Source organism: Pseudomonas sp. AK181 (genome assembly GCF_051122975.1).
GTDB classification, from domain to species: Bacteria; Pseudomonadota; Gammaproteobacteria; order Pseudomonadales; family Pseudomonadaceae; genus Aquipseudomonas; species Aquipseudomonas lactis.
In genome coordinates this window covers 2,885,319-2,907,300 of sequence record NZ_CP146348.1, presented here as the reverse complement: position 1 = coordinate 2,907,300, position 21,982 = coordinate 2,885,319, and the positions used below count along the sequence as shown (strand labels likewise).

Sequence of the window (21,982 nt, the reverse complement as noted above, 5' to 3'; positions counted from 1 at the left end):
CATAATGCGGCATCATTTATCCAACATTTTGACGATTCTGGGCATGATGCTGAACACCGCCAGGGCCAGCAGAGTACTGAGTACCGCGGTCGATTCACGGCCCATGCCCGCCGCCACGCCAATGGCGGCGGTCATCCACAACCCGGCCGCCGTGGTCAGGCCCTTCACATGCTGGCCCTCCTCGTCTTCCTTGCCCTTGAGGATGGTGCCGGCACCGAGGAAGCCAATGCCCGCAATCACCCCCTGAACCACACGGCTCATGGCATCTGCCTGGTTGCCGGACATCTGCGGCACCAGCACAAACAGCGCGGCGCCCAGTGCCACCAGCATATGAGTACGCACCCCGGCTGCCTTGCCCTTGTGTTCACGCTCAAACCCCAGGATGCCGCCGAGGATCGCCGCGATCAGCAGGCGCACGGTCACTTGGGTGAGTTGCCGGGCATCGCCGATGTCCGCGAATTCGGCTTGCAGGGTTTGCCACACCAGATGCAACCAGGCGTCCATGGATGCGCTCCTTTTTATTATGGATAGATAAAGAATGGACAGCGCAGACCGCCAGTCAGTTGCCTGGAACCTGCCTTCATAGGTGCCGCCTAAGGCTATATAGCCCATAGAAAGGAGATCGCCATGACCCTGCGCATCGACAACCACTTGTGCTACTTCAAGCTCGGCGTGGACGGCCAGGAGCAAAGCCTGCCAGCCACCCGCGTGAAGATCCTTACCGACAATGACAAAGCCATGTCCTATGTGGACCTGGCGGGCGAGCGGATCTATATCACTGAAGCCGAAGCAGACGCGCTGACGGTTGAAGGGGCCACGGATGGCCGTAACCATGTGAAGGTGCAAGCGCCTGGTTCGGTGATTTGATTGATCTGTATCACCGAACCCGCTGAATCCCTGCACCCCTATGCCCTGGGGGTGCAGCACATTGACGCACACGAACGCGCCAAACCTATCTGATCCGCTTTTTATCGCTCCACCTGAGTCTGTTATGCAAACAGCCCGTCGCCCATAGTTCATCGGCCTGATGGAGGCTGATGAGCGAACGACCATGAGCGAACGAATCCCAACCGTGGAAACCTTTGAGCCCATTCACCCAAAGAAGGTGAAGGCCAAATCCAGCGACAACCTGATCCATACCCGCAGTTTTACCGGCCTGTTTCGCACCTTGCGCGTGGCCGGTGCCGGCCTGCTGTTCCTGGCTTTTTTCGGCACCGTGTGGCTGAACTGGGGTGGGCGCCAAGCCGTACTGTGGGACCTGGCCGAGAGCAAATTTCATATCTTTGGTGCGACGTTCTGGCCCCAGGACTTCATCCTGCTTTCGGCGCTGCTGATCATCTGTGCCTTCGGCCTCTTTGCAATCACGGTGTTTGCCGGCCGCGTCTGGTGCGGCTACACCTGCCCGCAAAGCTCGTTCACCTGGCTGTTCATGTGGTGTGAAAAGGTCACCGAGGGTGAACGCAACCAGCGCATCAAACTGCAAGCCGCGCCCTGGAGCCTGAACAAGCTGGCACGCCGCTCGGCCAAACACACGATGTGGCTGGGCATCAGTGTGTTGACCGGGCTGACGTTTGTAGGCTACTTCACCCCCATCCGCCCTTTGGCCGCTGAATTGCTGACGTGGCAGATGGGCGGCGTGAGCCTGTTCTGGGTACTATTTTTCACCGGCGCCACCTACATCAATGCCGGTTGGCTGCGCGAAGCGGTGTGTATGCACATGTGCCCCTATGCACGGTTCCAGAGCGTGATGTTTGATAAAGACACCCTGACCATTTCCTACGACGCCGCCCGTGGCGAACACCGTGGCCCGCGTAAACGTGACGTGCAGCCAGCCGAGGTTGGCCTGGGCGATTGCATCGACTGCCAACTGTGCGTGCAGGTATGCCCCACCGGCATCGACATCCGCGACGGCTTGCAAATGGAATGCATCGGCTGCGCAGCCTGTATCGACGCCTGTGATTCGATCATGGACAAAATGGGTTATGCCCGTGGTTTGGTCAGTTACACCAGTGAGCATCAATTGCAGGGGGGCAAGACTCACCTGCTGCGGCCACGCCTGATCGGCTACAGTGCCGTGCTGGTGGTGATGATCGCGGCGTTGGTGGTGGCCCTGATTGAACGGCCGATGGTGTCGCTGGATGTGACCAAGGACCGTGGTATGTTCCGCGAAAACAGCCAGGGCTTGATCGAGAACATCTACAGCCTCAAGGTGATCAACAAAACCCAGCAGCGTCAGGACTACCGCCTGGAACTGGTGGACGCCGAAGGCTTCCAGTTGCAAGGCAAGACCCAGGTCAGCCTGGCGCCCGGGGAAATTGTCGATGTGCCGGTGTCGGTGGCGTTGCTGGCGGACACACCGGCCAGCAGTTCTCAGACTATCCGTTTTAAAGTGACGGATGTGGATGAGCCGTGGATTTATACCGCTGCCGACAGCCGCTTCGTTGCCCCGTTGAATCGCTAATCAACTGTAGGAGCGAGCAAGCTCGCTCCTACAGTTCGCCCTGCGTATACATTCAAAAAGCTAATTAGGCCGCCATGAAACGCTACGAAAAATTCGCCGACGACATCGCAGAACTGATCCGCTCCGGCGTCCTCGGCCCCGGCCAGCGCGTGCCATCGGTGCGCTATGCCAGCCAGGCCTACGGCGTCAGCCCGTCCACCGTGTTCCAGGCCTACTACTTGCTGGAGCGTCGCGGCCTGATTCGCGCACGCCCGCGCTCTGGCTATTTCGTCAACACCCATGCGCCCAGCCCGTTCTCCGAACCGGTGGTGAGTGAGCAGGTGCATGAGTCCACCGATGTGGGCGTGAGCGAGCTGGTGTTCTCGGTACTGGACTCCATCAAAGACCCCAACACCGTGCCCTTCGGCTCGGCCTTCCCCAGCCCCATGCTGTTCCCGCTGCCGCGCCTGGCCCGCTCACTGGCAAGTGCCAGCCGCGAAATGGACCCGCGCCTGGTGGTCACCGACATGTCGCCAGGCAATCCGCAACTGCGCCGTCAGATTGCTCTGCGCTATATGGTCGGCGGCCTGATGCTGCCGATGGAGGAGCTGCTGATCACCAACGGCGCCCTCGAAGCGCTCAACCTGTGCCTGCAGGCCGTGACCGAACCGGGCGATCTGGTCGCCATCGAAGCGCCAGCGTTCTACGCGTGTTTGCAAGTGCTTGAACGCTTGAAGCTCAAGGCCGTGGAGATTCCGGTACACCCGCGCGACGGTATTGACCTGAACGCCCTGGCCCAAAGCCTCGAGCGCTACCCGATCAAGGCCTGCTGGACCATGACCAGCTTCCAGAACCCCATGGGCGCCACGCTGCCTGAGGAGAAAAAACAGGCGCTGGTGGAACTGCTGCGCAGCCATCAAGTGCCGTTGATCGAAGATGACGTCTACGCCGAGCTGTATTACGGGCAACAAGCGCCGAAACCGGCCAAGGCCTTCGATACCGAAGGGCTGGTGATGCACTGCGGCTCCTTTGCCAAGAGCCTGGCGCCCGGTTACCGCGTGGGCTGGGTCGCCGCCGGGCGCTTTGCACAGAAGGTCGAGCGGCTGAAACTAATGACCTCGTTGTGCCCATCGATGCCGGCCCAGGCGGCGATTGCCGATTACCTGCAACACGGCGGCTATGACCGGCACCTGCGCAAACTGCGCTACGCCCTGGAAGAACAGCAAAGCGCCATGCTGGCGGCCATCGCCCGCTACTTCCCCGCGCAAACCCGGGTCAGCCAACCGGCGGGAGGCTATTTTTTGTGGTTGGAATTGCCGGAGCAGACCGACTCGCTGAAACTGTTCCAGATGGCCCTGGCCCAGGGCATCAGCATTGCGCCGGGGCCGATCTTTTCCGCGACCCAGCGCTTCAGAAACTGCATACGCTTGAACTATGGCAGCCCGTGGAACGAAGCGTCGGAAAAGGCCATGGAGACATTAGGGCGGATTGTGCGGTCGTTCTAACGGCCGCCGCCCAAGTCGATAAACGTTCCGGTGGAATACGACGCCTTGTCCGAGAGTAACCAGATAATCGCCTCGGCCACTTCATCCGGGCGCCCGCCACGCGCCATGGGAATGCCCGACTCCAGCTTGCTGACCCGGTCCGGGTCGCCGCTGAGGGCATGGAAATCGGTAAAGATATAGCCAGGGCGTACCGCGTTGACACGGATGCCCTCACCTGCGACCTCCTTCGATAGGCCAATGGTGAAGGTATCCAGCGCCCCCTTGGAGGCGGCGTAGTCGACATACTCACCCGGCGAGCCCAGCCGCGCCGCTACGGAGGACACATTGACGATACTGCCGCCCTGCCCGCCATGGCGGGGCGACATGCGCAACACCGCGTGCTTGGCACACAGGATCGGGCCCAGCACATTGGTCTTGAGGATTTTGAGGATACGAAACTCGGACATCTCATCAACCCGCGACTTATGCCCCACGGTACCGGCGTTATTGACCAGCGCAGTGACCCGACCCAGCTCCGCATCAACGCGATTGAACAGGCCGATCACTTCATCCTCGATGCTGACATCGGCCCGCACGGCAATCGCCTGGGCGCCCAACGCACGCACCTGTTCAAGTACACGGTGGGCAGCATCTTCATCCGCTTGGTAGTTGATGCAGATGCGATAGCCCTGGCGAGCCGCGAGCAATGCTGTCTGGGCGCCAATGCCACGGCTGCCCCCCGTGATGATGACGACTTTGTCCATGGCTGCGGCCTCCTGATTCAACCGGATGTTTAGGGTTGGATCCAAGAATACCGTCAACAGACAGTTTTTTCACCGACCCAGGTCAGCACCTTCGCAGTCGGCCTAGGTCAGCGTGTAGATCTCTGCGGATGAGACTGGCGCAGGGTGTGATACCGGTCGTGCCCCTCCGGCCACCAACACCTCCCCGGAAGGCAGGCAAGACGCACTATGCCCAAAGCGCCCGTAGGACATCTGTGCTGTCAATGCCCATTGGCCGGAACTGGGCTCATATAACTCAGCGGTTCGAGCGTTTGCGGGGGTTGAAATTGCGCTGTCACCGATGAGCAGTACCTGGCCTGTCGCCAACCTGGTCGCACTGTGATTTTTGCGCGCCACGCACATCACAGACGTTTCCCAACTGTCCGACTTCGGATCATAGATGTAGGCACAACTTTGTGCCGGCCCAAAAGGCGTATTCGAACCGCCGGCGACCAAGACTCGACCGTCCGCCAGCAAGGTCGCCGTATGTTGCATGAGCGGCATGGGCATGGGCTGTACTGGCGACCATTGCCCGGTTGATACGTGATAGATAAAGGCGCTGGACAACGCCACGTTTTGCCTGCCGGAAAAGCCGCCGACGACCAAGACGTTCGTGTCCGCCAATAAAGTGGCCGTGTGATTCATGACGTCGACGGGAAGCCAGCGCTGAAGGTGCCAGAGGTCATCAAGCGGATCATATAGCTCAACGCTGTCTTGCACCTGCCCACCCGAAGGCCCCAGGTTATTTCCACCGATCACCAGCACCCTGCCTGAATCGAGCACGGTGGTGGTGTGACTCAAACGCGGAGTCTGCAACCGCCCCGCTCCTCTCCAGCGATCTGCTGATACGTCATATAACTGAGCATCACTCAGCGCGTAAGACGCATTGCTGCCACCTACGACCAACACCACATCGGACGGTAAAAGCGCAACGCCGCAGGTATGACGAGCCACCGGCAGCGACGCTCGTGCAGACCACTCACCCGCCCCTTGATTGTAGAGTTCAACACCACTGGCTCCTGCAATCACCAAAACGCCCAGCCCGGTGGTCACCGCGCAATGCGCATATCGGGGCTCAAGCATTGACCCAGTACTTTTAAACTCACCCGCAACGTTCGTCTTCATGACGCAAGCGCTCACGCTATCTTCGTAGCACTCAATCTAACCCTCGGCCTATGCGGTCGCTACTGTCAGAATTAACAGGCGCCGGCAAGATCAACGGCGCACTCGTTACCGCTCAGCCGTCAGCCTTTTGAATTTCGGCGATGAACTGATCAGCTGGTAGTGGATGACCGAGCAGGTAGCCTTGCAAGGCGTTACACCCCAGGCGAGTGAGGAAGCGCTGCTGCACATCGGTCTCCACACCTTCAGCGACAATTCGCAGGCCCAGGGCCTGGCCCAGGGCCACGATGGCCGAGACGATCGCCGCATCGTCGCTGTCGTGTTCCAGGTCACGCACAAAACCACGGTCGATCTTCAACTCGTTGGCTGGCAGGCGCTTGAGGTACATCAGGCTGGAGTAACCGGTGCCAAAGTCATCGATGGACAGGTCCACGCCCATATCCGAGAGCTGCTGCAATACCGTCATGCTCGCGTCGGCATCGCTCATGGCGGTGGTCTCGGTGATTTCCAGCGTGAGGCTGTTGGCCGGCAATTGATGACGCTCCAGCGCGCCCGCTACGCTGGTGACCAAGCCGGCGTGGCAGAACTGCAACGCCGACAGGTTGACGGCGATGCGCCAGCTCTCATAACCCTGGGCGTACCACAGGCGCATCTGGCGACAGGCTTCATCGAGTACCCACTCGCCGATGGGAATGATCAGCCCGGTTTTCTCCGCCAGTGCGATAAACGTAGCGGGCATCAGCAAGCCCTGTTGCGGATGCTCCCAGCGCAACAGCGCCTCGGCCCCCACGGCAACACCGCTGACAGCGTCGAACTTGGGTTGGTAATGCAAACGAAACTGCCGCTGCTCCAGGGCATTGCGCAGGTCTTGCAGCAATTGCAGCTGTTTGCGCGCGTTGGTGTTCATCGACACATCGAAGAAGCTGTAGCCGTTCTTGCCCATGCCCTTGGCGTGATACATCGCCGCGTCGGCGTTCATCAGCAGTTCCTGGGCGGTATTACCGTTGCCCGGGAACATGGCGATACCGATGCTGGCCGAGATTTGTAGCTCATGCTCGGCCACCGTAAAGGTGCGGTTGATCAGGCTCACCTGGCGCTCGGCCAAGCCCATGGCATCGTCGGGCTGGGTGAGCTGCACCAGCAACACAAACTCATCACCGCCGATGCGGGCCAGGGTGTCCTGGCTGCGCAAATCCTCGCGCAGGCGCAAGCCGACCTCGCGCAGCAACTGATCACCCAGATGATGGCCAAAGGCATCGTTGACCGGTTTGAAACCATCCAGGTCGATAAACATCAAGGCAAAGCAACCGCCCCGCTCGTTCACCGCCTGGATGCCCTGTTGAATGCGATCAGCCAGCAGCGTGCGGTTAGGCAGGCCGGTGAGCATGTCATGCAGGGCCAGGTGGGTGAGTTCCTGGTTGGCCAGGGTCAGGGAGTCGGTGAGCACGGCGGTGCGCGCTTCCAGGCGCGCATCCAGCACCGAGGTCAACAGCGCAATGACCAATACTGCCAGCGAAGTGACCAAGACCAGGTTATCCAGGCCCTTGCCGCTCAGGCCGGTCAATACGGCGCCGCAGAAGCTGCCATCGGCAAAGCGCGCCGCAGCCATCCCGGTGTAGTGCATCCCCACGATAGCCACGCCCATCACCACGGCGGCGCCCCCTCGTGCCAGCCGTACATAAGGGGTGTTGCGCCGCAGGTTGAAGGCAATCCACAGCGCGGCGCCGGAAGCCACCACCGCGATCATCAACGAAGCGCCGAACAAGGTCGAGTCGTAATCAATGCCCGGCATCATGCGCATCGCGGCCATGCCGGTGTAATGCATGCTGGCAATACCAGCGCCCATCACCAGCGCGCCAAATGCCAGTTGCCAGGCCGGCAAGCGTGGCTGGCTGACCAGCCATAACGCGAAGCCACTGGATAGCACGGCGATCAACAGCGAGAACAGGGTAATGGCTACGTCAAAGCCCAGGGCAAACGGCAGGCGCAGGGCCAACATCCCGATGAAGTGCATGGACCAGATGCCGACGCCCATCGCCACTGCGCCGCCAGTAATCCACAGGTAAACAGCCCGCCCCTTGGCGGTCGCGATACGCCCGGCAAGGTCCAAGGCAGTGTAGGACGCCAGGATGGCCACGCACAGGGAAATCACGACAAGGGAGGTTGAATAGCTACCGATCAGCATGGGACGTCTCGCGGGCGACGGGGCGTAAAAGCCCGTGCCGGGTGGCAAAGCGGGCGATTGTAGCGAGTATGAATCTCGGGTAGGTGATTAATTAACCTGTGGGCCATGACACAGTTTTTGGCGTCAATCGCCTGGCTTCATCAAGGTATTTTCAACGACGCCACGGACATCAAAATACGGGGCTGTCTGTAGGAGCGAGCTTGCTCGCGAAAAACTCACAGACGCCGCGTTCATTCAGCAAGCACGCGTTATCGTTGACGTTTTTCGCGAGCAAGCTCGCTCCTACAGTCGGTCACTGTTTTTCAGCCAGGGAGGTCTGGCCGTCCCAGCCTCCGCCCAACGCGGCGATCAACTGCACACTGGCCACCAGCCGCGACTGCAGCAAGGTCAACACCGTACGCTCGTTACTCAGGGCCGTTGCCTGCACCGTGACCACGTCCAGGTAGGCAATCAGCCCGGCCTTGTACTGGTTTTCGGTCAAGCGCAGCGACTCACGCGCGGCTTCCAACGCTTCATTGCTGACCACCGCCTCGTCGGCAAGCACCTTGAGCTGCACCATGTAGTTTTCCACCTCACGGAAACCGTCCAGCACAGTCTGGCGGTACTTGGCCACGGTCTCGTCATAGCTGGCCACGCTGCGGTCGACTTCCGCCGAGCGCTGGCCGCCATCGAAAAGGGTCATGGCCAGTTTCGGCCCCACCGACCAGAAACGGTTCGGCAGGCTGATCCAGTCCTCGTACGTACTGCTGGAATAGCCGCCCTGCAGGCTCAGGCTGAGGTCCGGATAATAAGCTGCCTTGGCCACGCCAATATTGGCGTTGGCGGCGATGACCGAGCGCTCGGCCGAGGCGATATCGGGGCGGCGCTCGAGCAATTGGGACGGCAGGCTCACCGGTATCTGCGGCAGGGCCGGGATGTCGTTGCTCACCGCCAAGTTGAAGTTCGCTGGCGCTTCACCGATCAATACGGCGATGGCGTTTTCCAACTGGGCGCGCTGCCAGATCAGGTCTATCAGGCTGGCCTGGGTGGTCTTGAGCTGAGTTTGCGCCTGGGCGATGGCGTCCTTGCCGGCCACACCGGCACGGTATTGGTTTTCGGTCATTTTCAACGAGCGCTGGTAGGTGTCCAACGTGGCTTGCAGCAGGCGCGTCTGTTCGTCCATGACCCGCAGTTGCAGGTAGCTTTGCACCAGTTCCGACTGTTGGCTCAGGCGCATCGCGGCCAGGTCGGCCGAGCTTGCCTCGGCACTGGCTTCGTTGGCCTCCAGGCCACGGCGCAATTTGCCCCAGATATCCGCCTCCCAGCTCACGCCCAACTGGGCATTGAGGGTGTCGCGAATCCCGCTACTGGAACTGCTAAGGCTGGCACTGCTGCTGCCGGTGCCCTGGCTGGCGCGGGTCTTGCCAACGCTCAGGTCAACGCTGGGGTAAAACGCCCCGCGTGAGCTGCGCACCAACGCCTTTGCCTGACGAAAACGCGCTTCGGCCTGGGCGACGGTCTGGTTGGAGGCGTTGAGGCGTACCACCAGGTCGTTGAGTTGGCGGTCTCCGTAGAGCTCCCACCAAGCGCCGCGGGCCAGAGAGTCGCTGGGGTTGGCCTGGCGCCAGCCCTGGGCTTCTTTGAATTGCACCGGCTCGATGACCTCCGGGCGTTTGTAGTCAGGGCCGATGGCGCAGGCGCTGAGCAACATAGCCAGGCCCACTGTAGGAGCGAGCTTGCTCGCGAAAGCCGTCAACGATAACGCGTTCATTCTGGATGAGCGCGGCGCATGGGCGTTCTTCGCGAGCAAGCTCGCTCCTACAGGGGTTGCAGGGGCGTTGGTTGGGTCGGTCATAGCGCAGTGTCCAGGGCAGCATCGGTACGCACGCCGCGCCAGGCATTGAAGCGGTGGCGCGCGCGGTCGAGGTAAAGGTAAACCACCGGGGTGGTGTAAAGGGTCAGGATCTGGCTGAACACCAGGCCGCCAATGATGGTCAGGCCCAACGGGTGACGCATTTCCGCGCCGTCGCCGCTGCCGAGCAGCAGCGGCAAGGCTCCGAGGATGGCGGCAAGCGTAGTCATCAGGATCGGCCGCAGCCGCAACAGGCAGGCGCTGCGGATCGACTCCAGCGGGCTCATGCCGTCGTTGCGCTCCAACTGCAGCGCCAGGTCAATCATCAGGATCGCGTTTTTCTTCACCACGCCGATCAACAGGAACAAGCCCAGCAAGGAAATCAGGCTGAACTCGCCGCCCAGCAGGTAGATCGCCAGCAACGCGCCAACACCAGCCGACGGCAGCGTAGACAGGATGGTCAGCGGGTGAATGTAGCTTTCATACAAAATACCCAGCACCAGATACACCGCCACCAGCGCGCCGAGAATCATGAACGGCTGGCCTTTCTGAGTCGCGGCGAAGGCATCGGCGGTGCCGGCCATCTTGGCGATCACGTCTTCGGGCAACCCGACCTTCGCAATCGCACGCTCGATGGCCGCAGTGCCCTGCTCCACCGTAACCCCGGGCGCCATGTCGAAGGCGATATTCTCCGAAGCAAACTGGCCTTCATGGCTGACGCGGTCGTCGGCCAGGCTGTTTTCATAATGAGCAATGGTCGACAACGGCACCCGTGCGCCGTCGGCGGTGATCACCTGCACCTGGTTGAGGGTGATCGGGTCCTGGGCGTATTTGGGGTTGACCTCCATCACCACCTGGTACTGGTTGAGGCTGTCGTAGATGGTGGAAATCTGCCGCTGGCTGTAGGCGTTGTTGAGCACCGCCGTGACCATGTCCATGTCGATTCCCAGGCGCTTGGCCTGGTCGCGGTCGACAATCAGCGTGACCTGGGCCGCGCCCCGGCCTTCGCGGGCGTCGATGGCGGTCAGCTCTGGCAATTCACGCATGGCCGCCACCACTTTGGGGTACCACAGGCGCAGCGCGGCCAAGTCACCGCTTTGCAGGATGTAGGAATATTGCGCGCTGGTCTGGTCGCGACTGCCGCCAAATTGCAGGTCTTGGTCGGCCATCAGGAACAAGCGCCCGCCCGGCACCAGTGGCACCTCTTTGCGCAAGCGCTCGATCACCGCCTGGGCGGAGATCTTGCGTTCACTGATCGGCTTGAGGCGCACCAGCATCACAGCGTTGTTGGTGCCGTTATTACCGCCGATAAAACCGGCCACGCTGAGCACCGCCGGGTCCTTGAGCACCGCCTGGCGAAAGATCTCCATCTTCGGCTGCATCACGCTGAACGACAGGCCATCGTCGCCGCGCACAAACCCGATCAACTGGCCGGTGTCCTGCTGGGGCATGAAGGTTTTGGGCACCACCACGTACAGCGCAATATTCACGCCCACGGTGACCAACAGGCTGAGCAAGGTCAGGCGCCGATGGCGCAGCACCCAATCCAGGCTGGTGGCGTAACCGGCGACCATGCGGTCGTTGACCTTCTGGCTCCAGCGTTGCAATCCGGTCTGCCGGTCCTTCACATGCGGCTTTAACCAACGGGCACAGAGCATGGGCGTCAGGGTCAGCGAGACAATCAGCGAGACGATGATCGCCGCCGACAAGGTGATGGAAAATTCACGGAACAGGTTGGTCACGATCCCGCCCATAAACAGAATGGACAGGAACACCGCCACCAGCGACACGTTCATCGACAGCAAGGTAAAGCCGACTTCCTGGGCGCCCAGGTAGGCGGCTTTCATCGGTGGCACGCCCTCGTCGATGTGCCGGGAAATATTCTCCAGCACCACGATGGCATCGTCCACCACCAGCCCGGTGGCGAGGATCAGCGCCATCAGCGAGAAGTTGTTCAGCGAAAAGCCGTACAGGTACATCACCGCGAAGGTGCCCACCAACGACACCGGCACCGCCAGGGTCGGGATCAGCGAAGCACGGAAGTTACCCAAAAACAGGTACACCACCAGGATCACCAGCCCCACCGCAATCAGCAGGGTCATTTCCGCCTCATGCAGGGTGGCGGTGATCACGGGCGAGCGGTCCATGGCCAGGCTGAGCTTGACGCTGGACGGCAGCACCGCCTGCAACGCCGGCAACTGCGCCTTGATCTGCCGCACGGTTTCGATGATGTTGGCGCCGGACTGGCGGTTGATCACCAGCAACACCGCCGAATCATTGTTGAAGAAACCGCTGTTGTAGCGGTCTTCCACCCCATCAGTGATCTTCGCCACGTCTTTGAGGCGCAGGGCGGCGCCGTCCTGGTAGCGAATCAACAGGGGCTCATAGTCCTTGGCTTTTTCCAACTGGTCATTGGCCTGGATCTGCCAATTGCGCTCGCTGTCTTCCAGGGAGCCTTTGGGCCGGCGCTGGTTGGCGTTGGCGATGGTGTTGCGCACATCGTCCAGGGCGACGCCGTACTGATCGAGGGCCTTGGGTTCCAGCTCGATGCGCACCGCCGGCAGCGAGCTGCCGCCGATCTGCACTTCGCCCACGCCCGGCACCTGGGACAGGCTCTGGGACAGAATGGTCGAGGCCAGGTCGTACAACTGCCCTTTCTGCAACACGTCGGAGGTCAGCGACAGCACCATGATCGGCGCCTGGGACGGGTTGATCTTCTTGTAGGTGGGCATGCTGCGCATACCGCTGGGCAGCAGGTTGCGCGACGCGTTGATGGCCGCCTGCACTTCCCGCGCCGCGCCGTTGATGTCGCGGTCGGAATCGAACGCCAGAATCACCCGTGTCGAGCCCTGGCTCGAGGAACTGCTCATGGTGGTGATACCGGCAATCGCGCCGAATGAGCGCTCCAGCGGCGTGGCCACCGTAGACGCCATCACCTCGGGGCTGGCACCGGGCAAGCTGGCCGACACCACAATCACCGGAAAGTCGATCTGCGGCAATGGCGACACCGGCAGCAGGTTGAAGCTGACGCCACCGAGCAACATGATCGCCAGGCTCAGCAGCATGGTGGCTACCGGCCGGCGGATGAAAGGTCCGGACAGGTTCATGGCTCAACCGGCTCCAGGCGTTGTGGCTCTTTGCGCCAGCGCCGGCCAAGACGATCGAAGTACAAGTAGATCACCGGCGTGGTGAACAGCGTCAACACCTGGCTCACCAGCAAGCCACCGACCATCACCAGGCCCAGGGGCTGGCGCAGTTCGGCGCCGGAGCCACTGGCGAGCATCAACGGCACCGCACCGAACAAGGCGGCCAGGGTGGTCATCAGGATCGGCCGAAAGCGCAACAGCGCCGCCTGGTAGATCGCCGTCTGCGGGTCCAGGCCCTGGTTGCGTTCGGCGTCGAGGGCGAAGTCGATCATCATGATCGCGTTCTTTTTCACGATACCGATCAGCAGGATGATGCCGATGATCGCGATCATGCCCAGGTCATTGCCACTGAGCAGCAACGCCAGCAAGGCCCCCACCGCCGCCGACGGCAAGGTCGACAGGATGGTGATCGGGTGGATATAGCTCTCATAGAGCACACCCAGCACGATGTACATGGTGACCACCGCCGCCAGGATCAACAGCAAGGTGCTCGACAACGAGGCTTCGAACGCCTGGGCCGCGCCCTGGAACTGGGTTTGCACGCCCACCGGCATGCCGATGTCCTTCTGGGTCTGGTTGATCAGCTCCACGCCTTTGCCCAGCGCCACGCCGGGCGCCAGGTTGAACGACATCATCACCGCCGGGAACTGGCCGATATGCGCAATCGCCAACTGCGCCTGGCGCTGTTCCACATGGGCCAGGCTCGACAGGCGTACCTGGCCACCGTCTGTGGTCTTCACATGGATCTGGTTGAGAGCCGCCGGGCCGAGGGTTTCGCCGGACTGGGCCTGCAACACCACCCGGTACTGGCTGGCCTGGGTGTAGATGGTGGAAATCTGCCGCTGGCCGAAGGCGTCATACAGCGCATCGGTGATGGTCGAGACACTCACGCCCAGGCGCGAGGCCGCATCGCGGTCAATCACCAGGTACACCTGCAAGCCTTTGTCCTGCAGGTCACTGGCGACGTCGGTGAGTTCCGGCAACTGGCTGAGGGCGTGTACCAGCTTGCCGCTCCACAATGCCAACAACTCGGCGTCCGGGGAGGACATGCTGAACTGGTACTGGGTACGGCTGACCCGGTCCTCGATGGTGAGGTCCTGCACCGGCTGCATGAACAGACGGATGCCCACCAGCTTGTCGATCTGCGGTTGCAGGCGGGTGATCACCTGGGCGGCGCTCAAGTCGCGCTGGCCGTGGGCCTTGAGGTTGATCAGCAAGCGGCCGCTGTTGAGGGTGGCGTTATCGCCATCCACGCCAATGTAGGACGACAGGCTCTCCACCGCAGGGTCGGCGAGAATGATCTTCGCCAGTTCCTGTTGGCGCTGGCTCATGGCCGCAAAGGAAATCGACTGCGGCGCTTCGGAAATGCCCTGGATCACCCCGGTGTCCTGCACCGGAAAAAAGCCCTTGGGCACCACCAGGTACAGCACCACCGTAAGGCCCAGGGTGGCGATCGCCACCAGCAACGTCAGCGGCTGGTGCTTGAGCACCCATTGCAGCTTGCGGCCGTAGGCTTCGATCAGCCAATCAATCCAGGCGCCGCTGGCTTTGTAGAAGCGGCCCTGTTCTTCTTCCTTGGGTTCGCGCTTGAGCAGACGCGCGCACATCATCGGCGTGAGGGTCAGGGACACTACCAGAGAAATCAGGATCGCCACGGCCAGGGTGATGGCAAATTCACGGAACAGCCGCCCCACCACATCAGCCATGAACAGCAGCGGGATCAACACCGCAATCAGCGACAAGGTCAGGGATATCAGGGTGAAACCGATCTGCTTGGCGCCCTTGAGCGCGGCCGCCATCGGCGTCTCGCCTTCCTCGATATAGCGCGAGATGTTCTCCAGCATCACGATGGCGTCGTCCACCACAAACCCGGTGGCGATGGTCAGGGCCATCAGCGTCAGGTTATTGATGGAGAATCCGGCCAGGTACATCACGCCAAAGGTGCCCACCAGGGACAGCGGCACGGCGATGGAGGGGATGATCGTGGCGCTGACCCGGCGCAGGAACAGGAACGTCACCATCACCACCAGGGCAATGGCGATCAGCAATTCGTGCTGCACGTCTTTGACCGAGGCGCGGATGGTCTGGGTGCGGTCAGTGAGCACCGTCACGTCCAGGCCGGCCGGCAGGTTGTCGGTGATGCTCGGCAGCAGGGCCTTGATGCGGTCCACCACCTCGATCACGTTGGCGCCTGGCTGGCGCTGGATATTGAGCAGCACAGCCTGGTTCTCGTTGGCCCAGGCGGCGAGGCGTTCGTTTTCGGCGCCGTCGACGATCTGCGCCACATCCTTGAGCCGCAGCGGCGCGCCATTGTTGTAGGCGAGGATCAGTTCGGCATATTGCTCGGGCGAGACCAACTGGTCGTTGGCGTCGAGCATCGACACGCGGGTGGGGCCGTCAAAGTTACCCTTGGGCTGGTTGACGTTGGAGGCGGCGATCAGGGCGCGCACGTCCGAGAGGTTCAAGCCGTTGGCCGCCAGGGCCTCGGGGTTGACCTTGATGCGCACGGCCTGGCGCTGGCCACCGGCGATGCTGACCATGCCGACACCGCTGATCTGCGCGATTTTCTGCGCCATGCGCGTATCGACCAAATCATTGAGCTTGGGCAGCAACATGGTTTTGGAGGTAATGGCCAGGGTCAGCACCGGGGTATCCGCCGGGTTGACCTTGTTGTACACCGGCGGCGCCGGCAAATCCTTGGGCAGCAGGTTGGTGGCGGCGTTGATCGCGGCCTGCACCTGTTGCTCGGCGACATCCATATTGATGTCGAGGTTAAAACGCAGGGTAAGCACCGAGGCACCGCCGGAGCTGGTGGACGCCATCTGGGTCAGCCCGGGCATCTGCCCGAACTGGCGCTCCAGCGGTGCGGTGACCGCGCTGGTCATCACATCGGGGCTGGCGCCTGGGTACAGGGTCATCACCCGGATGGTCGGGTAATCCACCTGGGGCAACGCCGACACCGGCAGCAGGCGGTACGCAATGATGCCGGCCAGGACAATGGCCAGCATGCTCAGCGTGGTGGCGACCGGGCGAAGGATGAACAGGCGCGACAGGTTCATGAACCGACCTTTTGCGCCTTGCCGGCATCAGCGCCGGTCTCCCCTTTTGCTGCGGGCTTGCCTTGCAGGTGTTCGGTCGGGGTAGTCGGCACTTCGCTGCTGGCGTTGACCACTTCGATCTCGCTGCCGTCCTTGAGGCGGTCGGTACCTTCCAGCACCACACGGTCGCCAGCGGCCAGGCCTTCCTTGATCACAGTGTTTTCGCCATCGGTGTCACCTACCACCAGCGGCTGGACCTTGACCTTCTTGTCGCCGTCAAGCTTGTAGACAAAGGTGCCATTGTTGCCGAACTGGATCGCCGCGGAGGGTGCCAGCACCACGTTCTTCAAGGTGTCGGCCAGCAGGTGCACATTGACAAACTGGTTGGGGAACAGCGCCTGGTCCTTGTTATCGAAACGCGCCTTGAATTTCAGCGTGCCGGTAGTCACGTCAATCTGGTTGTCCAGGCTTTGCAGTACACCGACTGCCTGTTTTTTCACGTCGCTACGGTCCCAGGCTTCCACGGGCAACTTGTTGCCGGCGTGGTAACGGGCCAACACGGTTTCCAGGGTATTTTCCGGCAGGGTGAAGGCCACGCTGATCGGCTGGGTCTGGGTGATCACCGCCAGGGCGGTGGTGTCGTTGGCGGCCACCAGGTTGCCGACGTCAAGCTGGCGCAAACCGACGCGGCCACTGATGGGCGCGCGGATCTTGGTGAATTCCAGGTTGAGTTTGGCGTCGTCCACCGCGCCCTGGTTGGTCTTGACCGTGCCCTGGTATTGCAGAACCAGCGCTTCGGCGGTGTCCAGGGTTTGCTTGGCGATACTGTCCTGGGCGTACAGGTCGCGATAACGCTGCACATCGACCTGGGCGTTCTTCAACTGGGCCTGGTTCTGCAGCAAGGTGCCCTGGGCCTGGAGCAAGGCGTTCTGGTAGCTGCGCGGGTCGATTTCTGCCAGCAGGTCGCCGACCTTGACCATCTGCCCTTCCTCGAAGGCGATTTTGACCAGCTCACCGCCCACCCGGCTGCGCACATTAATGGTGTTCAGCGCCGTGACCGTCCCCAGCGCCTTGTAGTACACCGGAAACTCCCCCAGCACCGCCGGCGCCACACGCACCGGTACCGGCCCGGTGGAGCCACCGAAGCCAGGGCGCGCCATGCCGGTCTTGCCCGTGTGCCCCGCCGGAGCATCTTTATGGGCCGTGCCACTGGGCCAGAATTTCCAGCACAGGCCGGCGATAACCAGCAGCACGAGCAGGCCAAACAGCCAGCGGCGGGAGTTGCGGGAGGAGGATTGCATGGAGTGATCAACCATTGGGGGTGAGAGCTTCTTCTTCGGGAGGCTGAAAGATAAGCACTGGGGTGCGTTTAGAAAAGCACCTTTACCGGCTATTTACCTTAGGCTTACAACGTTTAACTTTTGATCTTAGTCCATCGGCTATTTCGCTAAGCCGCTGACGTTCAAATAAAAACGGCCTGGACTAGGCCAGGCCGCAATCATGCATCATACGTGTTACTGCCAAACGACAGTCATACGTAGAAACAGTTACTTCAACACAGCCAGGGCGGCGTCGTAGTTTGGCTCCTGGCCGATTTCGGCAACCAGTTCGCTGTGCAGCACCTTGTCGTTCTCATCCAGCACAACAACGGCGCGAGCGGTGAGGCTGCGCAGCGGGCCCTCAACGATGTCTACACCGTAATCCTGGGAGAATGCAGCGCTACGGAAGTCCGATAGGCTCTTGACGTTGTCAAGGCCTTCGGAGCCACAGAAACGTGCCTGGGCAAACGGCAGATCCGAAGAAATGCACAACACCACGGTATTGTTCAGGTCGTTGGCCTGGGCGTTGAACTTGCGAATCGAGGTCGCGCAGGTCGGGGTGTCGACGCTTGGGAAGATGTTCAACACTTTGCGCTTGCCGGCGAAGGTCGCCAGGGTCGCGTCCGACAGGTCGCCGGCGGTCAGGGTGAACTCGGGCGCCTGGGCGCCGACTTTCGGCAAATCGCCTTCAACCTGGACCGGGTTGCCTTTAAGGGTGACTTGAGCCATGAACAGAATCCTTATGCTGGGTTTGGTTAAACGAATTCGAGAGGCCGAAGTTAACCACAAAGTGCCGAAGCTACCTACCGCCAGACACAAATTGTCATGTCCCCACGCATGATCAATACCGACACCATCTGGAATCGGGCGCGAACACGTGCTTACCCGCCGAAATTGCGCTGATATAGATTCAGTTCGATAGATAGGAAATGCCGGGCACCGGAGGTGCCCGGCAAGACGTTGGCGCTCGCGAGCTAGATGCTTACGGCATGCGTCGCTATTGCCCGATCATCGGGTCCGGACATATCAAAGATAAACTCTGCCCTGAACGTTATCGTCTGAGTCCCGCTCGGAATCATTATTTGCTGGTAGTTTGACCAGGTATGCCACTGCCCATCCTGCTTACGGTCATCGGGCGAGTCCAGCTCCCATACCGTGTTGTTGCCGACCTTGACATCGTAATTAATATTGGCTTTGCTACGTGAACTATCGCCGCTGATCATGTATTCCTCGGTTGTCAACGTCAGCGTGTTACCTGAGCGCTGAAACCTGATACGCAAATTGCCGCTATAGCCGGTAACACCCCTTGTCAATGTGACGTTGTGCCAGTCAGCTTCAACCGCGTTCCCCTTGTTGGTTTGTTCATGGTCATCCATGGTAGGCACCTCCTGAAAACGATTTGATGAGTTTCCGACCTCCCGACATCCGGAAAGCTGTAGCGAACCTAACACCCTGCACAAGCCGCGATAACTGTGAACGTTGACAGGCCACAAGCTCATTTCGCAATTAAAATCCACGCGTTAATCAGCATTTCCTCGCAAGGCTTGTTGCGCCGCAAAAGTGTGATTTAATCAGCCGCTTTTTTAGGCCCGCCGACGGCACGAAGGACTCATTTCATGCATCAACCCGCCACCAAAGTCCTGGTCATTGGCTACGTCTGGCCCGAGCCCCGTTCCTCAGCCGCGGGCGGGCATATGATGCAAATCCTTGAGAGCTTTCTTACGCAAGGTTGGGACATTACCTTCAGCAGCCCCGCCACCATCGGCGAGCACAAGGCCGACCTGCCCGCACTCGGAATCGCCGAACGCGCCATCGAACTGAATAACAGCAGTTTCGATGACTTTGTCCGCGAACTGGCACCAGATATTGTGCTGTTCGACCGTTTCATGATGGAGGAGCAATTCGGCTGGCGCGTGGAACAATGCTGCCCCGACGCCCTGCGGGTGCTGGAGACCTCCGACCTGCAAAGCCTGCGCGACGCCCGCCACCAGCGTTTCAAAGAACAAGTAAAAGCCAACCCCGACAGCGACGACTTCAGCGCCCTGTTCGCGCCGGCATTGGAGGACGAGTTCCAGCGCATGGCCGATACCGACTTGGCCAAACGCGAAATCGCTGCCATTTACCGCTGTGACATCAGCCTGATGATCTCCGACGTGGAAATCCGCCTGCTCACCGAACAGTTCAAGGTGCCTGCCGCCCTGCTCCACTGGTGCCCGTTGATGCTGCAACCGCCCAGCGCCGCATTTGCGCCCTTTGAAGACCGTGCGCATTTCCTCAGCATCGGCAACTTCCGCCACGCGCCCAACTGGGATGCGGTGCTGTGGATGAAGCACAGCCTGTGGCCGCTGATTCGCCAACAACTGCCGGGCGCGCAGTTGCATATCTACGGCGCCTACACCCCGCCCAAGGCCACCGCCCTGCACAACCCGGCGCAGGGTTTCCATGTGATGAACTGGGCCGAAGATGCGCTGCAAGTCATGACCGCCGCGCGTATCTGCCTGGCGCCGCTGCGCTTTGGCGCCGGCATCAAGGGCAAGTTGGTGGACGCCATGCTGTGCGGCACGCCCACTGTCACCACCCCCATCGGCGCCGAGGCCATGGGCGATGACCAACCCTGGCCCGGCGTGATCGCAGAGGACGCCCCGGCCCTGGCCGCCGCTGCCGTGGCCCTTTACCAAAACCGCGAGCGCTGGACCCAGGCCCAGGAACAAGGGCGCCAACTGCTGGCCCGGCGCTATGACCAGGGCGTGCACGGGCCCGCCTTGGTGGAATGCCTGGAACGTTGCCGCAGCAACCTGGCCGCCCATCGCCGGGACAACTTCACCGGCAGCATGCTGCGCCACCACGCACACAAGAGTACCCAATACATGTCCCAGTGGATCGAGGCCAAAAACCGCACCCTATAAACACTGGCGCTGGCGAGGTCGCGCGCGACGGGGCATTATCCTACGCAGCGACCACAATAAAGCGACGGCAGCATGACCCGAGCAACGCGCATCACCGACCCTTCCTACGAGTTGATGGACGACCATAACGGCCTGTCCATCATCTATCGCCAGCACGGCTTCCCCTGCCCCCTGGTGCGCTGGCATTTTCACAAGGAATACGAGCTGCACCTGATCGTCGCCAGCTCCGGCAAGGTGTTTATCGGCGACTACATCGGCAACTTCTACCCCGAAAGCCTGTTCCTCACCGGCCCCAACCTGCCCCATAACTGGATCAGCCAGGTGGAAGAAGACGAAGTGGTGCCCAAGCGCGACATGCTGGTGAACTTCACCGATGAATTGTTCGAACACGGCAGCCACATCTTCACCGAACTCAAAAGCCTGGCGCCGTTGCTTGAACGTGCGCAGTACGGCATCGAATTTCGCTGCAAAAAAACCATCGCCCACGCCATGACCCTGATGCAACGCATCGAAGACGCCCAGGGCATGGCACGCTTGGGGCACTTCTTTATCCTGCTGGAAGTGTTGAGCACCTGTGAGGACTACCAGTTACTGTCCGGCGTGACCACGCCACAGCAAGCCGACGAACACAGCATCGACCGCACCAACCGCGCGGTGGACTACATCTTTGCCCACTACGCCCGAGAGTTGCCGCTGGAGGAAGTGGCGGAGTACCTGGGGATGAAGCCGACGTATTTTTCCAGGGTATTCAAGCAGGCGACCGGGCGCACTTTTATTGAATTCGTCAATCGGCTGCGCATCAGCAAATCCTGCGAGCTGCTGGCCGATGGGGACAAGGCGGTGACGGATGTTTGTTTTGAGTCGGGGTTCAATAATATTTCCAATTTTAATCGGCGGTTTCAGCAGCTCAAGGGGATGACGCCGTCTCACTATCGGCGGTTGGCGGTGCAGCGGTTGACTGAGCAGAATTTGGCTTGAGGTTGATCGTTCGTCTAGGTAGTGGTGGGAAACAGAAGCGTCTTACAAGGCTTTGAGGTTGCCCCTAGGACACTCGATCTCTAGTCTCCTTACACCGCTGCACACTCAGCGGTCGGGCGTCGCGGCCCGGTTTAATCAGATGCAAAGTGCCATTTCCGCTTTTAGTCGGCGTTTTTTTATCGTCTACTGTGCGGCTTCATGGTGGCTGTGCGCGGGATACCTTCGGGTATGCCGGTTTCCTGATTCCGGTCCGCGAACCTGCGTACAGCTACCACCCAATAGCGTCGCGGCGAAAGGGTGGCAGCTCCACTTAAATCAGGAGTTGCACCATGATCAAACCCACCCCAAATCCTCCAATCGATCCAGCACCCAGCGTGCTATTCACCGTTAAAGACGGCATCTCCACCCAAGACCTACTCGTCAACCTCAGCGAATCCCTCGCCTCTGCCCACGCCCTCACCTGCGATTTCGCCTTTGAACTCGACGGCTCGCGACGAGAAGGTGCGCTGGGTATTGCACAGTTGATTGAGGTGTCTCGGTTGTTGGCTGAACGTGTACTGGCTGATATTGAGCGTTAAACACCGCACTGATCGTTCCCACGCTCCGCGTGGGCATGCATTCCGTGACGCTCTGCGTCACCTGGGGACGCAGAGCGTCCCAAGCGGCGTTACCACGCAGAGCGTGGGAACGATCAAGCGTTAAGCACTGCCCTGAGGATCGTTCCCGCGCTCCGCGTGGGCATGCATTCCGT

16 protein-coding genes are annotated in these 21,982 nt (G+C 60.8%); 6 read left to right on the top strand and 10 right to left on the bottom strand.

What is annotated here, in order from left to right; translation table 11 throughout:
• Positions 1 to 12 precede the first annotated feature (12 nt).
• Positions 13 to 504, bottom strand: a complete 492-nt coding sequence (locus V8689_RS13450) for an MgtC/SapB family protein (protein ID WP_056784822.1) — start codon at positions 502 to 504, stop codon at positions 13 to 15.
• Between the two features lie 123 nt (positions 505 to 627).
• Here V8689_RS13450 and V8689_RS13445 point away from each other — a divergent pair, with 123 nt between their 5' ends.
• From V8689_RS13445 to mapR, 3 genes are all read left to right on the top strand, one after another.
• Positions 628 to 867 (top strand): DUF3203 family protein, encoded by a 240-nt coding sequence (locus V8689_RS13445; RefSeq protein ID WP_056784819.1) that lies wholly within the window; start codon positions 628 to 630, stop codon positions 865 to 867.
• A gap of 184 nt (positions 868 to 1,051) precedes the next feature.
• Positions 1,052 to 2,461 (top strand): cytochrome c oxidase accessory protein CcoG, encoded by a 1,410-nt coding sequence (gene ccoG / locus V8689_RS13440; protein ID WP_056784816.1) that lies wholly within the window; start codon positions 1,052 to 1,054, stop codon positions 2,459 to 2,461.
• Positions 2,462 to 2,535: 74 nt separating this feature from the next.
• A complete protein-coding gene (gene mapR / locus V8689_RS13435) occupies positions 2,536 to 3,945 on the top strand; it encodes a GntR family transcriptional regulator MpaR (protein ID WP_034135502.1) in 1,410 nt (469 codons plus the stop codon).
• On the opposite strand, the gene V8689_RS13430 is transcribed toward mapR, so the two are convergent.
• The 9 genes from V8689_RS13430 to V8689_RS13390 form a co-directional block, all read right to left on the bottom strand.
• Complete coding sequence (locus V8689_RS13430; protein WP_044273522.1) at positions 3,942 to 4,688, bottom strand: SDR family oxidoreductase; 747 nt, start codon at positions 4,686 to 4,688, stop codon at positions 3,942 to 3,944. The two genes, mapR and V8689_RS13430, sit on opposite strands and share 4 nt — an antisense overlap.
• Positions 4,689 to 4,790: 102 nt before the next feature.
• Complete coding sequence (locus V8689_RS13425; protein WP_056784811.1) at positions 4,791 to 5,831, bottom strand: Kelch repeat-containing protein; 1,041 nt, start codon at positions 5,829 to 5,831, stop codon at positions 4,791 to 4,793.
• Between the two features lie 112 nt (positions 5,832 to 5,943).
• Positions 5,944 to 8,013 carry a putative bifunctional diguanylate cyclase/phosphodiesterase gene (locus tag V8689_RS13420; protein WP_056784808.1) on the bottom strand — a complete coding sequence of 690 codons (2,070 nt, stop codon included), beginning with the start codon at positions 8,011 to 8,013 and terminating at the stop codon, positions 5,944 to 5,946.
• Positions 8,014 to 8,305: 292 nt separating this feature from the next.
• Positions 8,306 to 9,847 carry an efflux transporter outer membrane subunit gene (locus V8689_RS13415; protein WP_081089377.1) on the bottom strand — a complete coding sequence of 514 codons (1,542 nt, stop codon included), beginning with the start codon at positions 9,845 to 9,847 and terminating at the stop codon, positions 8,306 to 8,308.
• Positions 9,844 to 12,951: an efflux RND transporter permease subunit gene (locus V8689_RS13410; protein ID WP_056784806.1), complete on the bottom strand. Its 3,108-nt coding sequence runs from the start codon at positions 12,949 to 12,951 to the stop codon at positions 9,844 to 9,846. Before V8689_RS13410 ends, V8689_RS13415 begins: the two co-directional genes overlap by 4 nt.
• Positions 12,948 to 16,049 carry an MdtB/MuxB family multidrug efflux RND transporter permease subunit gene (locus V8689_RS13405; RefSeq protein WP_047710745.1) on the bottom strand — a complete coding sequence of 1,034 codons (3,102 nt, stop codon included), beginning with the start codon at positions 16,047 to 16,049 and terminating at the stop codon, positions 12,948 to 12,950. Before V8689_RS13405 ends, V8689_RS13410 begins: the two co-directional genes overlap by 4 nt.
• On the bottom strand, positions 16,046 to 17,344 hold the full coding sequence (locus V8689_RS13400; RefSeq protein ID WP_056784801.1) for an MdtA/MuxA family multidrug efflux RND transporter periplasmic adaptor subunit: 1,299 nt from the start codon (positions 17,342 to 17,344) through the stop codon (positions 16,046 to 16,048). Before V8689_RS13400 ends, V8689_RS13405 begins: the two co-directional genes overlap by 4 nt.
• 231 nt (positions 17,345 to 17,575) lie before the next feature.
• Positions 17,576 to 18,076: a thiol peroxidase gene (tpx, locus tag V8689_RS13395; RefSeq protein WP_056784798.1), complete on the bottom strand. Its 501-nt coding sequence runs from the start codon at positions 18,074 to 18,076 to the stop codon at positions 17,576 to 17,578.
• Positions 18,077 to 18,321: 245 nt separating this feature from the next.
• Positions 18,322 to 18,723 (bottom strand): hypothetical protein, encoded by a 402-nt coding sequence (locus tag V8689_RS13390; protein WP_056784797.1) that lies wholly within the window; start codon positions 18,721 to 18,723, stop codon positions 18,322 to 18,324.
• 240 nt (positions 18,724 to 18,963) lie between these two features.
• On the opposite strand from V8689_RS13390, the gene V8689_RS13385 reads away from it, so the two are divergent.
• The 3 genes from V8689_RS13385 to V8689_RS13375 all read left to right on the top strand — a co-directional run bounded on the left by V8689_RS13385 (position 18,964) and on the right by V8689_RS13375 (position 21,809).
• Positions 18,964 to 20,253 carry a glycosyltransferase gene (locus V8689_RS13385; protein WP_056784795.1) on the top strand — a complete coding sequence of 430 codons (1,290 nt, stop codon included), beginning with the start codon at positions 18,964 to 18,966 and terminating at the stop codon, positions 20,251 to 20,253.
• Between the two features lie 72 nt (positions 20,254 to 20,325).
• Positions 20,326 to 21,231: an AraC family transcriptional regulator gene (locus V8689_RS13380; protein WP_056784792.1), complete on the top strand. Its 906-nt coding sequence runs from the start codon at positions 20,326 to 20,328 to the stop codon at positions 21,229 to 21,231.
• 329 nt (positions 21,232 to 21,560) lie between these two features.
• Entirely contained in the window at positions 21,561 to 21,809 is a 249-nt protein-coding gene (locus V8689_RS13375; protein ID WP_046067944.1) for a DUF6124 family protein, read from the top strand.
• Positions 21,810 to 21,982 lie beyond the last annotated feature (173 nt).